This window comes from Nocardia sp. NPDC056564 (assembly GCF_042793755.1).
GTDB lineage: Bacteria > Actinomycetota > Actinomycetes > Mycobacteriales > Mycobacteriaceae > Nocardia.
The window spans coordinates 334,638-350,644 of sequence record NZ_JBHTUR010000004.1; the positions used below are offsets into that span (position 1 = coordinate 334,638).

A 16,007-nucleotide genomic window follows, 5' to 3' on the forward strand; every position below is an offset into this window, starting at 1 on the left:
GTCATGCCCGCTCGGCGCGCGGACGCTTGACGACCTCGTCCACGAACATGTGCGACAGCCGGCCGGTGACCTCGCGCGGAATCGAAATGCCCTCGCCCTCGGCACGTGTGATCGCCTTCGCCAGGACTTCCTGATCGATCACGATGTGGTCGAGGATGGTCTGCACCGCGTGCTCGATCTTCAGGTATTCGCGCGGCAGAATGGACAGCGCGCGATACGCCTCGAACGGCGCGGCCTGCGGGTTCAACTTGATCACCGACGGCATCTCCCACCAGCTGGCCGGCCAGCGCTCGCCGGGAGGCTGCGGCTCGACCACCGCCCTGCCCTCGTAACGCACCATGCCCAGCCGCAGCAGCTGCCAGATCGACGCCAGGAACGGGCAGGACCAACGGGTGTGCTCCTCGCCGTCCTTGTTGACCAGCGTGTTCCACAGCTCGATGTCGAGGAAGATCGTGTGTTCCCTGCGCGCGAACTCCTCTGGCCGGCGATAGGCCTCCGGCACCTGCATCGCCTGCTCCGAGTCATGTTCGGACGAGCGCCGCCCGTTGCACAGCCAGCCGGACTCGACATCGGGCGGACGCCGCCCGGTGGTCTGCTTCAACGGCTCGGCCACGACCCAGGACGCGACCATTTCGGCCAGCGGGATCTGCTGCCCGGTCAGGCGGCCGTCGACGTACAGCGGCGTCTCCCAGCAGCCGGCCTCCCGCGCGAGATAGTCGATGCGCAGCCCGCATCGGTCCGCGATGCCGAGCACCTTGTCCAGCACCTCGGTGGGGTTGGTGTCCGACCCGAAGTAGTCATCGATCAGGAAGCAGGTACTCACCCGGGCGGAGGAACCGTACTCGGCCTTGGCCTCCGCGGTGTGCAGGTCGACCAGCCTGGCCACCCGCTCGAAATGCGCGCGGATCTTGTCCTCCCCGTCGAGCAGGCTCTTCATGTAGAAGTGCCCGGTCTCGATGGACAGGTGCGCGAAACTCACCCCGGCGACCTGGACCTGCTCGGCCGCCTCGCTGTACACAGTGGCACCGTTCATCGTCAGAAGAGCCTCTCCCACGTCGCGTCGTCCATGAGTTCAACTGCCAACTCCTTGAAGGCGGTGACCGTCTCCTCGTTGGCGATCTTCGCGTCGACGTCGGCGTCGAGGATCAACTGTTCGCGCCACTGGAGCACCGGCTCCATCGGCGTCGTACCGAGCTTGACACTGGAACCCAATTGATTGGCCAGGGCGAGCTGTTCCAGTGCCTCGTTCTGTTTGCGCAGCCAAGCCCATTGCGGCCCACGGTCTTTGTCGCCGGATCCCTCGTTCGTCGACGGCACCGCGGTGCGAATGTAGCGCACCGACTCGAGCAGATCGCCGACGTCGTGGCCGCATTTCTGCCCGGCCTCCAGCAGACCGTTCGGACCGTGCACCAGGCCGTTCGCCGCGAGAATATGCTGGCGGGTCCACCGATGGAAAACCAGCCATCTGGCCGGCACCTCGCGCAATGATTCGGCGGCGGTGGCGCGCAGCACTATCTCCAGCGCCGCCGAGCGGCCCGCGCTGAGATCGACGAACGTGACATCGAATTCCTGCTGGCAGATCATCAGCAGCTCGACACACTGCTTCACCACCTGCGCGGTCGCCGGGAACTCCCCGCCGCCGCGATCCCCGGGGAAAAGCGTGAGCTGATAGGGATGCCGGAGCGCGTGCAGGTCTTTGCGATTGGTCTCCGACCGGATGTCACACCTGGCCGGAATGGTGATCCGGTTGTTCAGGTATTCGTGCAGCCCCTGCTTGCCGGAGACACCGCGATCCATCTTCTCGATCTCGAACAACGCGCCGGAGGTCGGCGAACCGAAATCGAAATCGAGATAGGCGACGCTCTTGCCGTCCACGCTCAGCCGGTAGGCGATATTGCAACTGGTCACCGAACGCCCGGTGCCACCCTTGTCCGAGGTGGAGAAAACCAGTATCCGCTCGGTCAACCTACTCACCTCTCATAGCGTCGAGGCCGGCGACTTCGAGCCCGTCCAATTCGCGCAGCGCGTCGACGCAGAGACTGAATGCCGTGCCCGGGCGCTCATCGATCAATTTGGTGGCGCGCACGAGATTCTTTTCAATGTTCTCCAGCGCCCGGCGATTCGGCGTGTTGTCCCGCTCGCTGAGTTCCAGGAATTTCTGATTGAGCAGGTGGTCCGCCTCGTCCAGCAGTTCCAGCGCGCGGGTCAGCGACGTCGGCGACCGGAACGGTGGATTCTGGTAGCTCGATTCCGCGACGACCAGACATTCGATGATGCGCTCGGTGAAATACCAGGAGGGTTCCTGCGGTTCGTCCGTCGGCTCCGGCTCCGGCCGGGCGGTCACGGACGGCTCCACGAAAACCCGTGCCGCGTCGTCCCACAGGCCCCTGGCCGGTGCGTGCTGGAAGGCGCGCTGTTCCAGATGATCCATGGTCGCCTGCGCCAGTTCCAGCAGCTGCCTGCGGGTGGACAGCGTGCGCGACAACTGCGCCGCCTGCAGTATCCGCTTCAGCAGCATCGGCGCGTAGTCCGACACCGCCCAGTACAACAGGGGGCCGCCGTCGATGCCCTCGGTCCCGTTCAACCGCAGCAGCACGCCCGGAATGTGCAGCGCGCGTGCGGGATCGTGCTCGGTCAGCCTGCGGGTGATCCGGCCCCGGCGGGCCAGCTCGTCGAAAATGCGGGTGGCCCTGGTGAGGTCGTCGTCATCGGCTTCCCTGGCGATCAGGTCCTGGATCAGCAGGCCGGACACGCAGAGGCTGAAGTAGTCGGATTCCTCGCCGTCGGAGGTGCGCCAGGGGATGTCCTCCAGCGGCCAATCGCCCTCACCGAAACGGGCCATCGCCGACCAATAGCGTTGGGCCAGATCCCAGCGCAGCTGCAGCGCGTCGGCCAGCCTGCGCTGGTCCGCGTCGAGCAGGTCGAGCTCGCGGGTGCGGGGCTGGGTCAGGTCGTTGATGCCGTCGAGCGCGGTGATGGTGAAGTACAGGTACGGCCGGCCGGCCGCGAAACCCTCCGACTTGGCGATCGGCACATCGAGGAAGTCGATGACCTCGGCCCCCTCGACCACGCCCCAGCTCCAGCCACATTCGAACATCAGCGCCGGGCTCGCGAGGTCGGCCTGCGGCGTCTTGTTCAGCGTGACGTCTCGGAGCAGCCGGCTGCGGACGCGTTCGAGCCGCTTGGCCACGCCGCCGACGATCGCCTCGTTTTCCGCTCCGGTCTGATTGAACATGCTGAGCATGTGCAAGCCCGTGTCGGTTTCGGGATCCACCGACTGCACGACGAAGCTGCGCACCAGTCCGACCATGGCCGCGGTGAGCCGCCGGTTGAGCCGCAACTCCACCGGTTTGATCAACCGTTCCAGCCGTTGCTGGTCGCCGGCGCCGGTCGAATCCTGGAGTGCGCGAAGGTATTGCAGCCCAGCCAGGCAGACCGTCAGCGACATCGAGTACGAATCCACCACATCGACCGCGCGCTGCCGCTCGGTCGCCTCGGCGCCCTCGGTGGCTCGCAGGTAGCTGCCGCCGGAGAAGACCGGTTGATCGTCGCGTTCGTAGCGCCGCAGGTACTCGTCCATCACCTCGACGATCTTCAGGCCGATGCGGCGTTCGCGGCCAAGCGGTTTCAGTGTGGTCCGGACGTCGTCGGCGATCCGGTCCGGGTTGTGCAGCGCGAAGCTGCCGATCTGGGTGGCCGGGTAGAGCAGGCACAACAGTTGTTCGGCGTCGCTGATGGAGTTCGACCCGTCCCGCCCACCCCAGTTCCAGGTGTCGTCTTGATAGCAGGCCGCCAGCAATGAACTCCAGACATTCAAAATCTGGCGCCGTGGCTGGATTCTCATCGATCGCAGCCTTTCTGTCGTCGATGGCGATAACTCGCATGAGAACAGAGCGCCCGGCAATAAAGCCGACCGCCCAGTTCGCTTATCTGGTTAGCCTGTACGCGGACAACATCGTTCGCGGCCACGAGATGACCAGTGCAACACCTATTGCCTGCAACAGAAGCGTATCGCGCTACCGCGGGACACGTACGATTAACCCGGGGTTCGGGCAAACGGCACCGGGGGCGCGGAACCGGCCGGAAACTTTGCTAAAGATTTGCGATCGACAATGGTAAACACGCGATTTTCATCAATGGTGGGTCGTTGCCGAAAGCGTTGCCTGACAATCCATCCGGCTAGCCGGCCGACGTGGCCAATTCGATGACCGCGGCCGAGTCGACCAGCAACACGTCGGGCGCCTGCCGGCCGGTGCGCGCGAGATACGCGTCGACGAGCCGGTTTCCGACGGCATAGCCCGCTCCGGTCGGCAATCCCACGGGGGTGCCGCCGAATCGGGCCGCGATCGCGTCGCCGTGCACGTAGGCGGCGAAGTTTTGCATGCCGCGCACGCCGAGGCCCGCGACCACCTTGTCGTACACCGCGTCGTCGTGCAGCGACGCGACGCCGATGCGGGTGTAGCCGAGATCGCCGTACAGGTGCCTGGCGAACGCGTCGGCGAGGCCCTCGCTGATCACGTGCTCGCCGACGGTCACGGTCTCCGGATCCCAGCGCACCGTGCTGTAGCGCAGGTTGTGGTTCAGCTCGTGCACCGCCGTCGACTCCAGCCGGGCCAGGTTCTCCGCGCTCGGCCAGATGGTGAGCGAGACGTACCCGGAGATGCCGCCGCTACCGGTCACGCCGAGGGCGACGTCCATGAAGTGCGGGTCGGAGTGGTCGCCGAGCACCAGCATCACCTGGATGTCGGGGACCTCGATGTCCGGCGTGGCGTTCAGCTGGACTGCCAGCGCCGCGTTCATGGCGGCTTCGATCCGATCCCAGGCGCCGGCGTCGTGCAGCGCCTCGAGTCCGGCCAGCGCGCCGTCGACCTCGCGATCCACCCGGAACGCGCCGCCCATGTGGTGCAACTCCACCAGGTCCGGGGTGCCGGGGAAGTAGCGGTACATGCCCGCCGTCGGCTCGAGCATCCGGCGCAGCAACCCGGGTCGTTCGGCGAGCGGCGCGGTCAGTGTGGCGCGCATCTCGGTATAGCTGTCCAGCACGGTGATCGTCACGAGCGACCACGATAGTGATTGCCCCAGCGGCAAGGTCAACGGATTTTCGCGAGATAACAAAGCACCATTGCCTTTACGGCGTAATTCACCAGGTGAAGCCGACCTCAAACGGATGTAGATCGGGAATGGTCAATGCCCCTGTTACTGGGGGCAATTGCCGTTCCCGCGGCGCGACCGGTCCACGCCGGGCGGCGTATTCGGACTCGGCAGCGTAACGCGCGCCTCCCCTTTTCCGACGTCTCTGGTGACGCATGGCCTCGGGGGGCCAGGCCCGTCCAACATGCCGGTAATTGGAATGGGGATCAGGACATGGATTTTCGCGGGTTCTTTGCCCGACATCGTATTGCCTCCGCTGTCGCCGCGCCCGCGGCGCTCGGCGTCGCGGCGATCGTCGCCACCACGTTCGCGCTGACCTCGTCGCCGCAGACCAGGGATACGCAGCTCACCTCCTCGGTGACCGAGTGCCACGACATGGTCAGCATCTCGGTGGCCGGGCGCAACGACACACCCCGGCAGGGCACGACAAAGCTGCTGGTAGACGCCAACGGCAACGAACTGCCCGCCGCGCTCTCCGGCGATCACAGCAGCGAATGGGTCGACCCGGTGGTCAATCCGGCCGCAGGCGCCGTCGAACCCGGTTCGTACGCCGCCGTCTACATCGCCTACCCGGCGAACATGGCCACCTACGAGGACGCGGTCAACGCCGGTGCGGCCAACACCGAGAAGGTCATGCGGGAAATCGCGCAGGCCTGCCCGGACACCAAGTTCTCCATCGTCGGCTACAGCGAGGGCGCCGACGTGGTGCGCCGCGTCGCGATGAAGGTCGGACATCAGGAAGCCGGTGCGGACGGCCAGTACGGGATCGTCGACCCGGACAAGGTCGTCGGCGTGGTCATCCTCGCCGACGCCGGTCGCTCCGCGGGCGACGGGCCGTTCCCCGGCGCGAAGGACCCGAACCATCCCGACGGTTTCGATCAGAACTACCAGAACGGCAAGAACCCGACGCCGGGCCAGGGCGCATTGCCCGGCACCAGCGGCGATTTCGGCAGGCTGAACGGCAAGATCGCCTCGTTCTGCTCCGACGGTGACCTGACTTGCTCTGCCCCGCAGAACATTTCGCTGCTGCAACTGGTGGTGAACGTGGGCAGGCAGATCAATGTCGACGCGCTCGAGCGCGACGGGCTCACCCCGGCGACCGGACAGGACGTCGCCGTCGTGCTCGGTCGTATCGCCCTCGCCGCGTTCGCGGACATCTCGTCGAACCCGAACTGGCTCAAGAGCGACGAGACCTTCCTCCAGGTGCTGCTGAAGGTTTCCGACCCGGCCTACAAGCCGGGCCAGGCGCCGAAGCAGCCGGTGGCCAAGGCCGACGCGATCGCGGCCGACACCATGTCGCCGCTGGCCTACCTGCCGCAGAAGATCCTCAACGAGATCATCGGCCTCATCGTGACCAACCAGAACACCATCCCGGTGATCATGAGCGACCCGTACAAGCTCACCCTCGGCCCCGACCACACCGGTCACCACTTCGACTACTGGCACGACGCCGACCCGGCCAACGGCAAGCCGATGACCTCCGCCGAATACGCCGCCGCGTGGATCACCCACCTGGCCCAGCAGGCGCAGCAGGGCAAGAAGGTCGACACGACCGCCAAGCCCACCGAGGCCGACCTCGCCGCCGCCTACAAGGCCGCCGCACCCACCACCACATCCACGAAGACCACCACCCCGACCACCACCAGTGCCGCCCCCACCACGAGCAGCACCACCACCCCATCGCCGACCACCACAACGTCGCCGACCACCACCAGCACCACGACGACAACCACCCCGGCTCCGACCACGGTCGCACCGACCGAGACCACCAAGCCGGCCACCACCACCACCGCCACAGTCGGCTGACCGAACCCGAAAAGCCCTGCCCGGCACATCCCGTGCCCGGCAGGGCTTTTCGCTGTTCAGGTCAGCGCCAGGCGCATCGGATACGACCCTGCGAGGCGCCGAATCGGGGCGCGAGCGCCCGCCGAATAATCGAGTGCTCCCGATCGACCGCCGAATTAGTCTCAGGTGCATGCGTTTTCTCGTGCCCTACCATCTCGACGAGCTCCGGCCCGGGCTGGACGCGCCGCTCACCCCGGACGAGGTGATCACCGCCGAACTCCCGGCCGTCGATGATCCCTGGGCACGCATGGCGGTCCTGTACGACGCGGTGGCCGAGCGGGTGGCGGCGTCCATCCGCCGCGCCGACCACCCGGCGGTGGTCGCGTCCGGCGACTGCACCACCTCGCTCGGCGTGATCGCCGGACTGCAACGCGCGGGGCTCGACCCGTCGATCGTCTGGTTCGACGCGCACGGCGACGTCCAGACCCTGGAGACGTCTACCTCCGGTTACCTCGGCGGAATGCCGCTGCGGATGCTCACCGGTTACGGCAGGCACCTGATCGCCGACCGCATCGGCTTGCGCGACATCCCCGAGGAACGCGCCATCCTGGTCGACGGCCGCGACCTCGATCCACCGGAAGTGGAATTCCTGCGCACGGCCCGCATCCGGCAGCGCACGGTCGGCGACCTCGGCGACCTCCCCGAGGGCCCGCTCTACCTGCACCTCGACTGCGATGTGGTCGACCCAGGCGACGTGCCCGGCCTGCTCTTCCCCGCGCCCGGCGGTCCGAGCCTGCGCTCGGTCACGGCCGCGATCCGCGGCATCGTCGACACCGGGCGGGTCGCGGCGTTCGGTCTGGCCTGCACCTGGCGCGACGATCGAGGCGCCGCCGACCGCATGCGCTCACTGGTCGACTCGGTCTGAGGCCGAAAATCGCCGACGCCCGGCGCGGGGCGGGCAAAGTGGCCTGGTCCAAGCCCCGAAAAGTGGATCTGTCGGATGATCAGACCTTCGGTCTAAGCTCCCGTTTGATCGAAAGCGAGTGGAGCATGCCAGTTAGTCACACCTCCCCCATTGTTCTGTGCCGACGGGCGGTCGTGCGATGACGCGGCGCGGCTGGTTGCTCTTCCTCGCGATGGGCGTGATCTGGGGCGTGCCGTACGCGATGATCCGGATCGCGGTGGAGGACTTCGACCCGGTGGTGGTCGCGTTCGGCCGGACGCTGCTCGGCGCGCTGGTGCTGATGCCGATCGCGCTGTACACCAAGGCATTGGGGCCGGTGTTCCGCCGGTGGCGGCCGCTGCTGTTGTACACGGCGGTGGAGATCGTCGGGCCGTGGTTGTTCATCGGATTCGCCGAGACCACGCTGAACAGTTCGACCGTCGGGTTGCTGATCGCGGCCGTGCCGTTGATCGCGGTGGTGATCGTGACCAAGCTCGGCCAGGACCGTTTCGACCGTCGGCGCGTCACCGGGCTGCTGGTCGGCTTCGCCGGTGTGGCCGCGCTGGTCGGCCTCGACATCGATCTGTCCAATCCCGCGGCGCTCGGCGCGATCGCGCTGACCACCATCGGTTACGCGGTCGGCCCGATCGTGATCAACCGGGCGCTGGCCGATCTGCCGCCGCTCGGCGTGGTGACCGCGTCGCTGATCATCGCCGCGGCGGTCTACGCGCCGTTCGCGGCCCTGCGCAGGCCGGACAGCTACCCCGCCGACGCCACGCTGTCGGTGCTCGGCCTCGCGCTGATCTGCACGGCCGCCGCGTTCCTGCTGTTCTTCGCGCTCATCTCCGAGGTCGGCCCGGCCCGCGCGACCGTCATCACCTACATCAACCCGGCGGTCGCCATCGTGCTCGGCGTCGCGGCCCTCGGCGAACCGCTCACCGCGGGCATGGCGATCGGCTTCCCGCTCGTCATCCTCGGCTCGATCCTCGGCACCGCCCGCGGCCGCGAGACGCCGGCGGAGGACCTGTGCACCACGCCGGCGGCGCCCGAGGCGGCCACCATCACCCGCGAGGTGATCGATCGCGGCCAGAAGGACGATCGCGCCGCGCCCGCCGGGTTGGATCTGGTCGATGACGTCCGCGACCACACGTGACCCGGTGACCGAATCGTCGCGGTGCGCCGAGGCCGATCCCCGACCCACCCTGGTGCTGTGGATGATGTTGGGGTGGTTGGAAATCGGAACGCCCCTGCCGACGTGGACATCACCCGCACCGCCTACGACGACATCGCCGACGTCTACGCGGAATTCGCCAAGGATCATCTGGCCAGGCAGCCGCAGGACCGCGCCATGCTGTCCCTGTTCGCCGAACTCCTGCCGACCGGCGGCTCCGGCGGAGTGGCCGACATCGGTTGTGGCGAAGGAAGACTCACCGCACACCTGAACGCGCTCGGCCTGCCCGCCTTCGGTATCGATCTGTCCCCCGCGATGATCGCCATCGCCCGGCGGCAGTATCCGGAGCTGTCCTTCGAGGTGGGTTCGATGGAGCGGCTGGCGCTCGCGGACGCCGGCCTGCGCGGGCTGATCGCGTGGTATTCGTTCATCCATCTGCCGCCCGAACGCATGCCGGAGGTGTTGACCGAGTTCTATCGGGTACTCGAGGTGAAAGGGCACGCGCTACTGGCCTTCTTCGCGACCGACGCACCCGACACGGTAGAAGCGTTCGACCACAAGGTGACTCGCGCCTACCGCTGGTCGCCCGAGCGGCTTGCCGCACTGTTGCGGGACGCCGGGTTCACGGTGCACACGCGGATGATCCGGGAGCCGGATCCGGGCGAACGATTCCAGCAGGCCTACTTACTGGCATCAAAGCTTCGCTAAAGACCACGCGGTGGCCGTCCGGACCAGGTAACTTAGTGGTGTCGCGCAGGATTCATGGCTGCGCGCGGGCCCGCCCGACAACGTGGTCGATTCGCTTACACACCACCACCTGTCGTCAGGGGGCGACCACACCATGGATCTCATAGCACCCATCGATGCTGTCTTCCTGCTCGCCGAATCCCGCGAACACCCCATGCACGTCGGCTCGCTGCAGCTGTTCGAAGCACCCGAGGACGCCGGACCCGACTTCGCCGGGCAGACCTTCGAAAAGTTGTTGTCCTGCAATGACATCGACTCGACCTTCCGGAAACGCCCGGCCACCCTGTTCGGCGCGCCGCAGATGGCGTGGACCAGGGCGGACGACGTCGAACTCGACTACCACGTCCGCCGCCTGGCACTGCCGCGTCCTGGCCGGATGGATCAGCTGGTCGAACTCGCGTCCCGACTGCACAGCAACCTGCTCGACCGGCACCGCCCGCTGTGGGAGGTCTACCTCATCGAGGGGCTCGCCGACGGCCGGTTCGCCGTGTATTCGAAGATGCACCACGCCCTGATCGACGGCGTCTCCGCACAGCGGGTCATTCAGCGGACGCTGACCAGTGAACCGGACGCAGTCGAGGCGAAGGTCCCGTGGAACCTGCCGCGCCCGCCCCGCAAACCCGCGCCCGAGTCCCCATCCGGACTGCGCGGCGCGGCACGAAACCTGTTGTCCGCGGCCGCTTCCGGGCCGACCCTGCTGCGCACCGCCCGCCAGGTGCTGCTCCAGCAGCAGCTGACCATGCCGTTCGAGGCGCCGCGCACCATGTTCAACGTGCCGATCGGCGGCGCTCGCCGCGCCGTGGTCCGGTCCTGGCCGCTGGAACGGATCAAGCAGGTGAAGAAGGCGACCGGCTCGACCGTCAACGACGTGGTGCTCACCATGTCCGCCGGCGCGCTGCGCTCCTACCTCGCGGAGCGAGACGCGTTGCCGGACAAGCCGTTGATCGCCATGGTGCCGATGTCGCTGCGCGCGGCCGACGACGTGGAGACCAACGGCGTGAAGGTCGGCGCGGTGCTGTGCAACCTCGGCACCGACATCGCCGATCCGCTGGATCGACTACGCGTGGTCAGCGAGTCGATGCGCAAGAGCAAGGACGTCTACAGCTCGCTGTCCAGCCTCCAGACGATGGCGTTGTCCGCGCTGATGCTCAGCCCGATCGCGCTGAGCCTGCTGCCCGGCCTGATCCCGCTGACCAATCCGGCGTTCAACATCGTCATCTCGAACGTGCCCGGCCCGCGCGAGCCCATGTACTGGAACGGCGCCCGCCTCGACGCCAGCTACCCGATGTCCATCCCGTTCGACGGCCAGGCGGTGAACATCACGCTGACCACCAACGCGGGCAATCTCGACTTCGGCGTGGTCGGCTGCCGGCGCAGCGTTCCGGAACTTCCCCGCCTGCTCGACCACCTGGAAACCGCCCTCGGCGAGCTGGAGGAAGCCGCCGTCTGAAAGACCCCTGCCGGTCAAAACTAGAACGTGTTACTGTCGGATAATGGTGCACCGACCAGTCGAGTCCGCCGCGGCCGTGTCCTGGCGATCTCTGCGGCTCGCGGCGAATTCGACGGGTCGGGGGCCGAGCATGCTCCGGCGCGCACCGCGGACATCTATGTAACTCGTTCTAGGACAAGCTGCCGATCGTCGTTCGCGGCGGCGCGGCGGCGAGGGAGACCAGCACGCCATGCGTACCGAAATCTGCGAACGGCTCGGGATCGAATTCCCCATCTTCGCGTTCACCCACTGCCGCGACGTGGCGGCCGCGGTCAGCAATGCCGGCGGTCTCGGCGTGCTCGGTGCGGTCGGCTTCACCGCCGAGGAGCTGGAGGTCGAGCTCGCCTGGCTCGACGAACACGTACACGGCGTGTACGGCGTCGACCTGGTGATCCCCAGCAAGTACGAGGGCAAGGGCATCGACGGCCTCACCCCGGACGAGCTGGAAAGCAAGCTGGCGGAACTGGTTCCGCACGGCCACCGGGATTTCGCGGAGAAGATCCTGGCCGACCACGGCGTGCCCGCGCTGCCCGACGGCGAGCGGCACAACCAGCTGCTCGGCTGGACCGCGACCACCGCGGCCCCGCAGGTCGAGGTGATCCTGCGGCACCCGAAGGCCAAGCTGGTCGCCAACGCCCTCGGCACCCCGCCGGACGACGTGATCAAGCAGGTGCAGGACTCCGGCCGGCTGATCGGCGCGCTGTGCGGCTCGGTGAAGCACGCGCTCAATCACAAGAACGCCGGCCTGGACTTCGTCGTCTGTCAGGGCACCGAGGGCGGCGGGCACTGCGGCGAGATCTCGTCGCTGGTGCTGTGGCCGCAGGTGATCGACGCGGTCGGCGACCTGCCGGTGCTCGCGGCCGGCGGGGTCGGCAACGGCCGCCAGGTCGCGGCGGCGATGGCGATGGGCGCGGCGGGTGCGTGGACCGGCTCGCTGTGGCTGACCGTCGAGGAGGCCAATGTGCCGCCCGCACAGATGCAGACCTACATCGAGGCGTCCAGCCACGACACGGTGCGCTCGCGCTCGTGGACCGGCAAGCCGTGCCGGATGCTGCGCAACGACTGGACCGATGCCTGGGAGCAGGCCGACACCCCGGACCCGCTGCCCATGCCGTTGCAGATGATGGTCGCGCTGGACGGCGTCAAACGCGGTCACCGCTACCCGGAGGCGGCCAAGGACGTGAACTTCAATCCGGTCGGCCAGGTGGTCGGCATGATGACCAAGGTCGAGCGGTCCGCCGACGTGGTGAACCGGCTGATCCAGGAGTACGTCGAGGCCTGCGATCGGCTCAACAAGCTCAACGGCGGGCTGTAGCTCAGCCCGGCCAGGGCGCGGCGCCGCGCTTCAGCACCGGGTCGGTGATGCCGCCCCAGCAGGCGAGCTGGTCGGTGTCCCATCCGGCCAGCTCGGCGCCGTTCGCGTAGACGGACTGGAAGAACTCGAGGGCGGCGCCCACCGGATCGGCGGTCCGGCGGGCGGCGTCATACGCGTAGTACGCCGAGTGACCCGCTCCGGACGCGACCCAGTGCGCCTCCGCCGGGGTCAGCGCGCGTTCGGCCAGGCCGGCCGGTTCGGGTGCGGTGTAGGAGTAGAAGGTCGGCTCGGGCACCTTGTCGTCGCCGAACCAGAATCCGGAGCTGATCACCTCGCGGGAGTAGGCCTCGCGGGTCACCGAATCCACCGTGCCGGGCATTTCGATGTGCCGCGGCGAGAATCGCTGTACCGCGATATCGAAGGTGTGCCAGAACAATTGGACCGGGCTGATCTTGCCGGAGTAGGTCGCGCTGAACTCCTCGAGTATCCGTCCGACCTGGCTCTGCACTCGAAAGGCGTGGCGCGCCTTATCCGGGTCGTAGTCCCGGTGTTCGTCGTCGTCCTCGAACGGGCGCTGCGCGTCGGGGAGGTCGAACGGGTGCGGATGGGCGAGCACGACCTCGATGTCGAGGTCGCGCAGGCCGTTCATCACGTCGCCGTAGAAGGTCGCCACCGATTGATCGATGAGGTCGATCTCGACCTGCGTGCCCAGATCCGTCGCGATCCGCAGCACGTGATCGAAGAAGTCGAACGCGCAGGTGAACACCGGTCCGTTCCGGGCGGAACCGAGCGGGACCGTGGTCCAGCCGCGCGCGGTGAGCCGGTAGGTCATGTGCCACCAGTGGTTGCGCCGCACGCCCTTGGTCAGCGCCACCTTGCCCACGATCTGGGCGAAACGGTGCAGTGTCTCCTTGGTCGGTCGCCAGGATTCCAGCGGGATCGCGGGCAGCGGCTCGAATGAGACGGTCATGGACGAAACGGTACGCCGCCTGGTCCGTGATATCTCGGATCGGCCGTCCGATCCAACTGTCTGAGACAGTGTATGCTGTGCCGGTCACGCTCGATCGGGTGCGGGACGGGCAACAGACGGAAGTGACTGGATGACAACCTTTCTCACCATCATCGGGATAGTGATCGCGGTCGGCGGGATCGCCGGCCTGGTGACGCTGATCGTCTCGCGGCGCTGGGCCAAGGCCCTGCTCGCGGGCGGCGGCCATCCACTGAAGCCGATCGAGGCGGGCACGTTGCGTGCGTTCGTCGACGACCGGGCCGCGTTCGTGGTCACCGCCGAGCAGACGTTCGACGCCGAACCCGCTGAGGTCTGGGCCGCGCTCGACACGAACGGACTGTTCTCCTGGCTGCCGCTGATCAACGGCATGCGCTACCGCGACGGTGCGCGCGACGTCGGGTCGACGCGGGTCTTCGACGGCCTGCTCGTCGCGGGCGAGGAGCAGGTGATCACCAGGGACGCGGGGCACCGGCTCGCGCTGACCGCGACCAAATCGTCGGTGCCGTTCGTGATGAAGTCGATCGCCGAGGAATACGTCCTCAGCACAACGGATTCCGGCGCGACCACGCTCACCTGGACACTCGCCGTGCAGCCGCGTTTCGGCCGACTGCTGCCGGTACAGATGTTCGCCCCACTGGCGCGGCCGGTGGCACGATGGAGTCTGCGCGGGCTCAGCACTCGCATCTGATTCATCCGGAGGTGGCATGTACCCGTGCGCGAATCGTCGCTGTGTGGACTCGGCACACGAGTCCCCCGAGTGCCCGAACCTGGTGCGCTCGGACGCGCCCGCGCGCCGGGATCTGGTGATCCTCGCGGCGCTGGCCGTGCTGATCGTGGCCGGGCTGGTCATCGCCGCTTCCGCTGCCGTCCATCACTGACCCCGGTCCGCCGATCCGATTGCGGCGGAACCGATCTCACCCCACCGGGATGGTCAGGCGGCAGCGCCGTCTTCGCCGAAACCCGGCAGCCAGCGGGCGACCAGCTCGACGAACGGACCCTCGGCGTCGAGCTGGGCGCACACCCCGACGACGCCGGCGAAGACCCGGCCGAGCATGGCGAGCTCCGGAATCTCGGCCGGCGCCCGCACCGCCCTGGTGTTGGTCAGCGACACGTTCTTCGGATCGAGCGCGCGAGCGGTGTGCCCCTGCAACAGTTCTCGGCTGATGCGCACGCTGTCGCCATTGAGCTGCGCCACGATCGGCGCGACCAGTCGCTCGATGGGAGCGAGCTCGAGCGCGTGGCCCGGCTGGACGAAACCATTGTCCCGCAGCAGGATTGCCAGCCGCTCGTAGTCTTCCCGCATCGCGCAGCGGGCCAGCTCGCCGATCACCACCGGAATCCCCGCGGGCAACGCGATGGACGCGCCGAAGTCGATGATCCCGAGGCGCCCGTCCGCGAGCAGCTGGAAGTTTCCCGGATGCGGGTCGCAGTGCAGGTAGCCGGCCCGGACCGGCGAGGACAGGGCGAATTCGACGAGCAGCCGGCCCGCCCGGTCGCGCTGCGCCCTGGTGCCGTCGACGATGATCCCGGCCAGCGGGGTGGCCTGCATCCATTCGGAGACCAGCACTTTCGGCGCACTCGCGATCACCCTCGGCACCTGGAAGTCCGGGTCGCCGGCGAACGCCTGCGCGAAACGCCGCTGGTGATCCGCCTCGATCCGATAGTCGAGTTCGTCGGCGGTACGGTCGATGAACTCGGCGATCAAGGCCTTGGCGTCCGCGCCGGGCAGCACGAGACCGAAAGCGCCGGAAAACATCTGGAGCATCTTCAGGTCCGACATGAGCGCCGTGTCGGCGCCGGGATACTGCACCTTCACCGCGACGGTCCGGCCGTCCCGCCACACCGCGCGGTGCACCTGCCCGATGCTCGCCGCGGCGACCGGCTGGTCGTCGAACTCGGTGAAGCGCTCGCGCCACCGGCTGCCGAGCTGTTCGGCCAGCATGCGCCGCACCGAACTCGCCGGCATCGGCGGCGCCTGGGACTGCAACCGGGTCAGCGCGTCGCGATAGCGGTCCGCGAACCGCGGCGGAATGCCGGCCTCGGCCACGCTCAGCGCCTGGCCGAGCTTCATCGCCCCGCCCTTGAGCTCGCCCAGCACCGCGAACATCTGATCCGCGGCCTTGTCGATGAGCTCGTCATCGAGTTCGCCGCGCGGGGTCCCGGTCATGATCGCGCGACCGGTGGCGGTGACCCGGCGGGCCATGATGCCCATCGGCAGTCCGGCCAGTTTCGCCGACCGCGCCAATCCCTTACGCCTGCTGCCTGCCATGGCTACCTCGCTTCGCTGCGTAGCGCCCAGCCTATTCCGTCTGAGACAGTGAGGCAATGGGGCGCTACGCCACCTCGAGCCGAATTCGGTGCGCGCGACAGCGCCGAATGCCGAACCGGGAAGCGTGC

14 protein-coding genes are annotated in these 16,007 nt (G+C 67.6%); 8 read left to right on the plus strand and 6 right to left on the minus strand.

The window, feature by feature from the left end; all coding sequences use genetic code 11:
- Position 1 precedes the first annotated feature (1 nt).
- From ACFQ9K_RS12930 to ACFQ9K_RS12945, 4 genes are all read right to left on the minus strand, one after another.
- Positions 2 to 1,033, minus strand: a complete 1,032-nt coding sequence (locus ACFQ9K_RS12930) for an SCO2522 family protein (protein ID WP_378714296.1) — start codon at positions 1,031 to 1,033, stop codon at positions 2 to 4.
- Positions 1,034 to 1,035: 2 nt separating this feature from the next.
- Positions 1,036 to 1,974: an SCO2523 family variant P-loop protein gene (locus tag ACFQ9K_RS12935; RefSeq protein WP_378714297.1), complete on the minus strand. Its 939-nt coding sequence runs from the start codon at positions 1,972 to 1,974 to the stop codon at positions 1,036 to 1,038.
- A complete protein-coding gene (locus ACFQ9K_RS12940) occupies positions 1,967 to 3,844 on the minus strand; it encodes an SCO2524 family protein (protein WP_378714298.1) in 1,878 nt (625 codons plus the stop codon). The genes ACFQ9K_RS12935 and ACFQ9K_RS12940 overlap by 8 nt, the downstream gene beginning before the upstream one ends.
- 335 nt (positions 3,845 to 4,179) lie before the next feature.
- Positions 4,180 to 5,055 carry a DUF2268 domain-containing protein gene (locus ACFQ9K_RS12945; protein WP_378714299.1) on the minus strand — a complete coding sequence of 292 codons (876 nt, stop codon included), beginning with the start codon at positions 5,053 to 5,055 and terminating at the stop codon, positions 4,180 to 4,182.
- 309 nt (positions 5,056 to 5,364) lie between these two features.
- On the opposite strand from ACFQ9K_RS12945, the gene ACFQ9K_RS12950 reads away from it, so the two are divergent.
- The 6 genes from ACFQ9K_RS12950 to ACFQ9K_RS12975 all read left to right on the plus strand — a co-directional run bounded on the left by ACFQ9K_RS12950 (position 5,365) and on the right by ACFQ9K_RS12975 (position 12,601).
- Entirely contained in the window at positions 5,365 to 6,957 is a 1,593-nt protein-coding gene (locus tag ACFQ9K_RS12950; protein WP_378714300.1) for a cutinase family protein, read from the plus strand.
- A gap of 169 nt (positions 6,958 to 7,126) precedes the next feature.
- Positions 7,127 to 7,861, plus strand: a complete 735-nt coding sequence (locus ACFQ9K_RS12955; RefSeq protein WP_378714301.1) for an arginase family protein — start codon at positions 7,127 to 7,129, stop codon at positions 7,859 to 7,861.
- Positions 7,862 to 8,039: 178 nt separating this feature from the next.
- Positions 8,040 to 9,032 carry a DMT family transporter gene (locus ACFQ9K_RS12960; RefSeq protein WP_378714302.1) on the plus strand — a complete coding sequence of 331 codons (993 nt, stop codon included), beginning with the start codon at positions 8,040 to 8,042 and terminating at the stop codon, positions 9,030 to 9,032.
- A gap of 72 nt (positions 9,033 to 9,104) precedes the next feature.
- Complete coding sequence (locus ACFQ9K_RS12965) at positions 9,105 to 9,758, plus strand: class I SAM-dependent DNA methyltransferase (RefSeq protein WP_378714303.1); 654 nt, start codon at positions 9,105 to 9,107, stop codon at positions 9,756 to 9,758.
- Positions 9,759 to 9,891: 133 nt separating this feature from the next.
- Positions 9,892 to 11,247, plus strand: a complete 1,356-nt coding sequence (locus tag ACFQ9K_RS12970; RefSeq protein ID WP_378714305.1) for a wax ester/triacylglycerol synthase family O-acyltransferase — start codon at positions 9,892 to 9,894, stop codon at positions 11,245 to 11,247.
- Between the two features lie 229 nt (positions 11,248 to 11,476).
- A complete protein-coding gene (locus ACFQ9K_RS12975) occupies positions 11,477 to 12,601 on the plus strand; it encodes an NAD(P)H-dependent flavin oxidoreductase (RefSeq protein ID WP_378714307.1) in 1,125 nt (374 codons plus the stop codon).
- A gap of 1 nt (position 12,602) precedes the next feature.
- Here the strand turns inward: ACFQ9K_RS12975 and ACFQ9K_RS12980 are convergent, their stop codons facing one another.
- Positions 12,603 to 13,571, minus strand: a complete 969-nt coding sequence (locus ACFQ9K_RS12980) for a DUF5996 family protein (RefSeq protein ID WP_378714309.1) — start codon at positions 13,569 to 13,571, stop codon at positions 12,603 to 12,605.
- Positions 13,572 to 13,701: 130 nt separating this feature from the next.
- Here ACFQ9K_RS12980 and ACFQ9K_RS12985 point away from each other — a divergent pair, with 130 nt between their 5' ends.
- Positions 13,702 to 14,298 (plus strand): SRPBCC family protein, encoded by a 597-nt coding sequence (locus ACFQ9K_RS12985; RefSeq protein ID WP_378714311.1) that lies wholly within the window; start codon positions 13,702 to 13,704, stop codon positions 14,296 to 14,298.
- Positions 14,299 to 14,341: 43 nt separating this feature from the next.
- Positions 14,342 to 14,488 carry a hypothetical protein gene (locus ACFQ9K_RS12990; protein ID WP_378714314.1) on the plus strand — a complete coding sequence of 49 codons (147 nt, stop codon included), beginning with the start codon at positions 14,342 to 14,344 and terminating at the stop codon, positions 14,486 to 14,488.
- A 53-nt stretch (positions 14,489 to 14,541) separates the two neighbouring features.
- Here ACFQ9K_RS12990 and ACFQ9K_RS12995 read toward each other — a convergent pair whose 3' ends face one another.
- Entirely contained in the window at positions 14,542 to 15,879 is a 1,338-nt protein-coding gene (locus ACFQ9K_RS12995; RefSeq protein ID WP_378714315.1) for an ABC1 kinase family protein, read from the minus strand.
- Positions 15,880 to 16,007 lie beyond the last annotated feature (128 nt).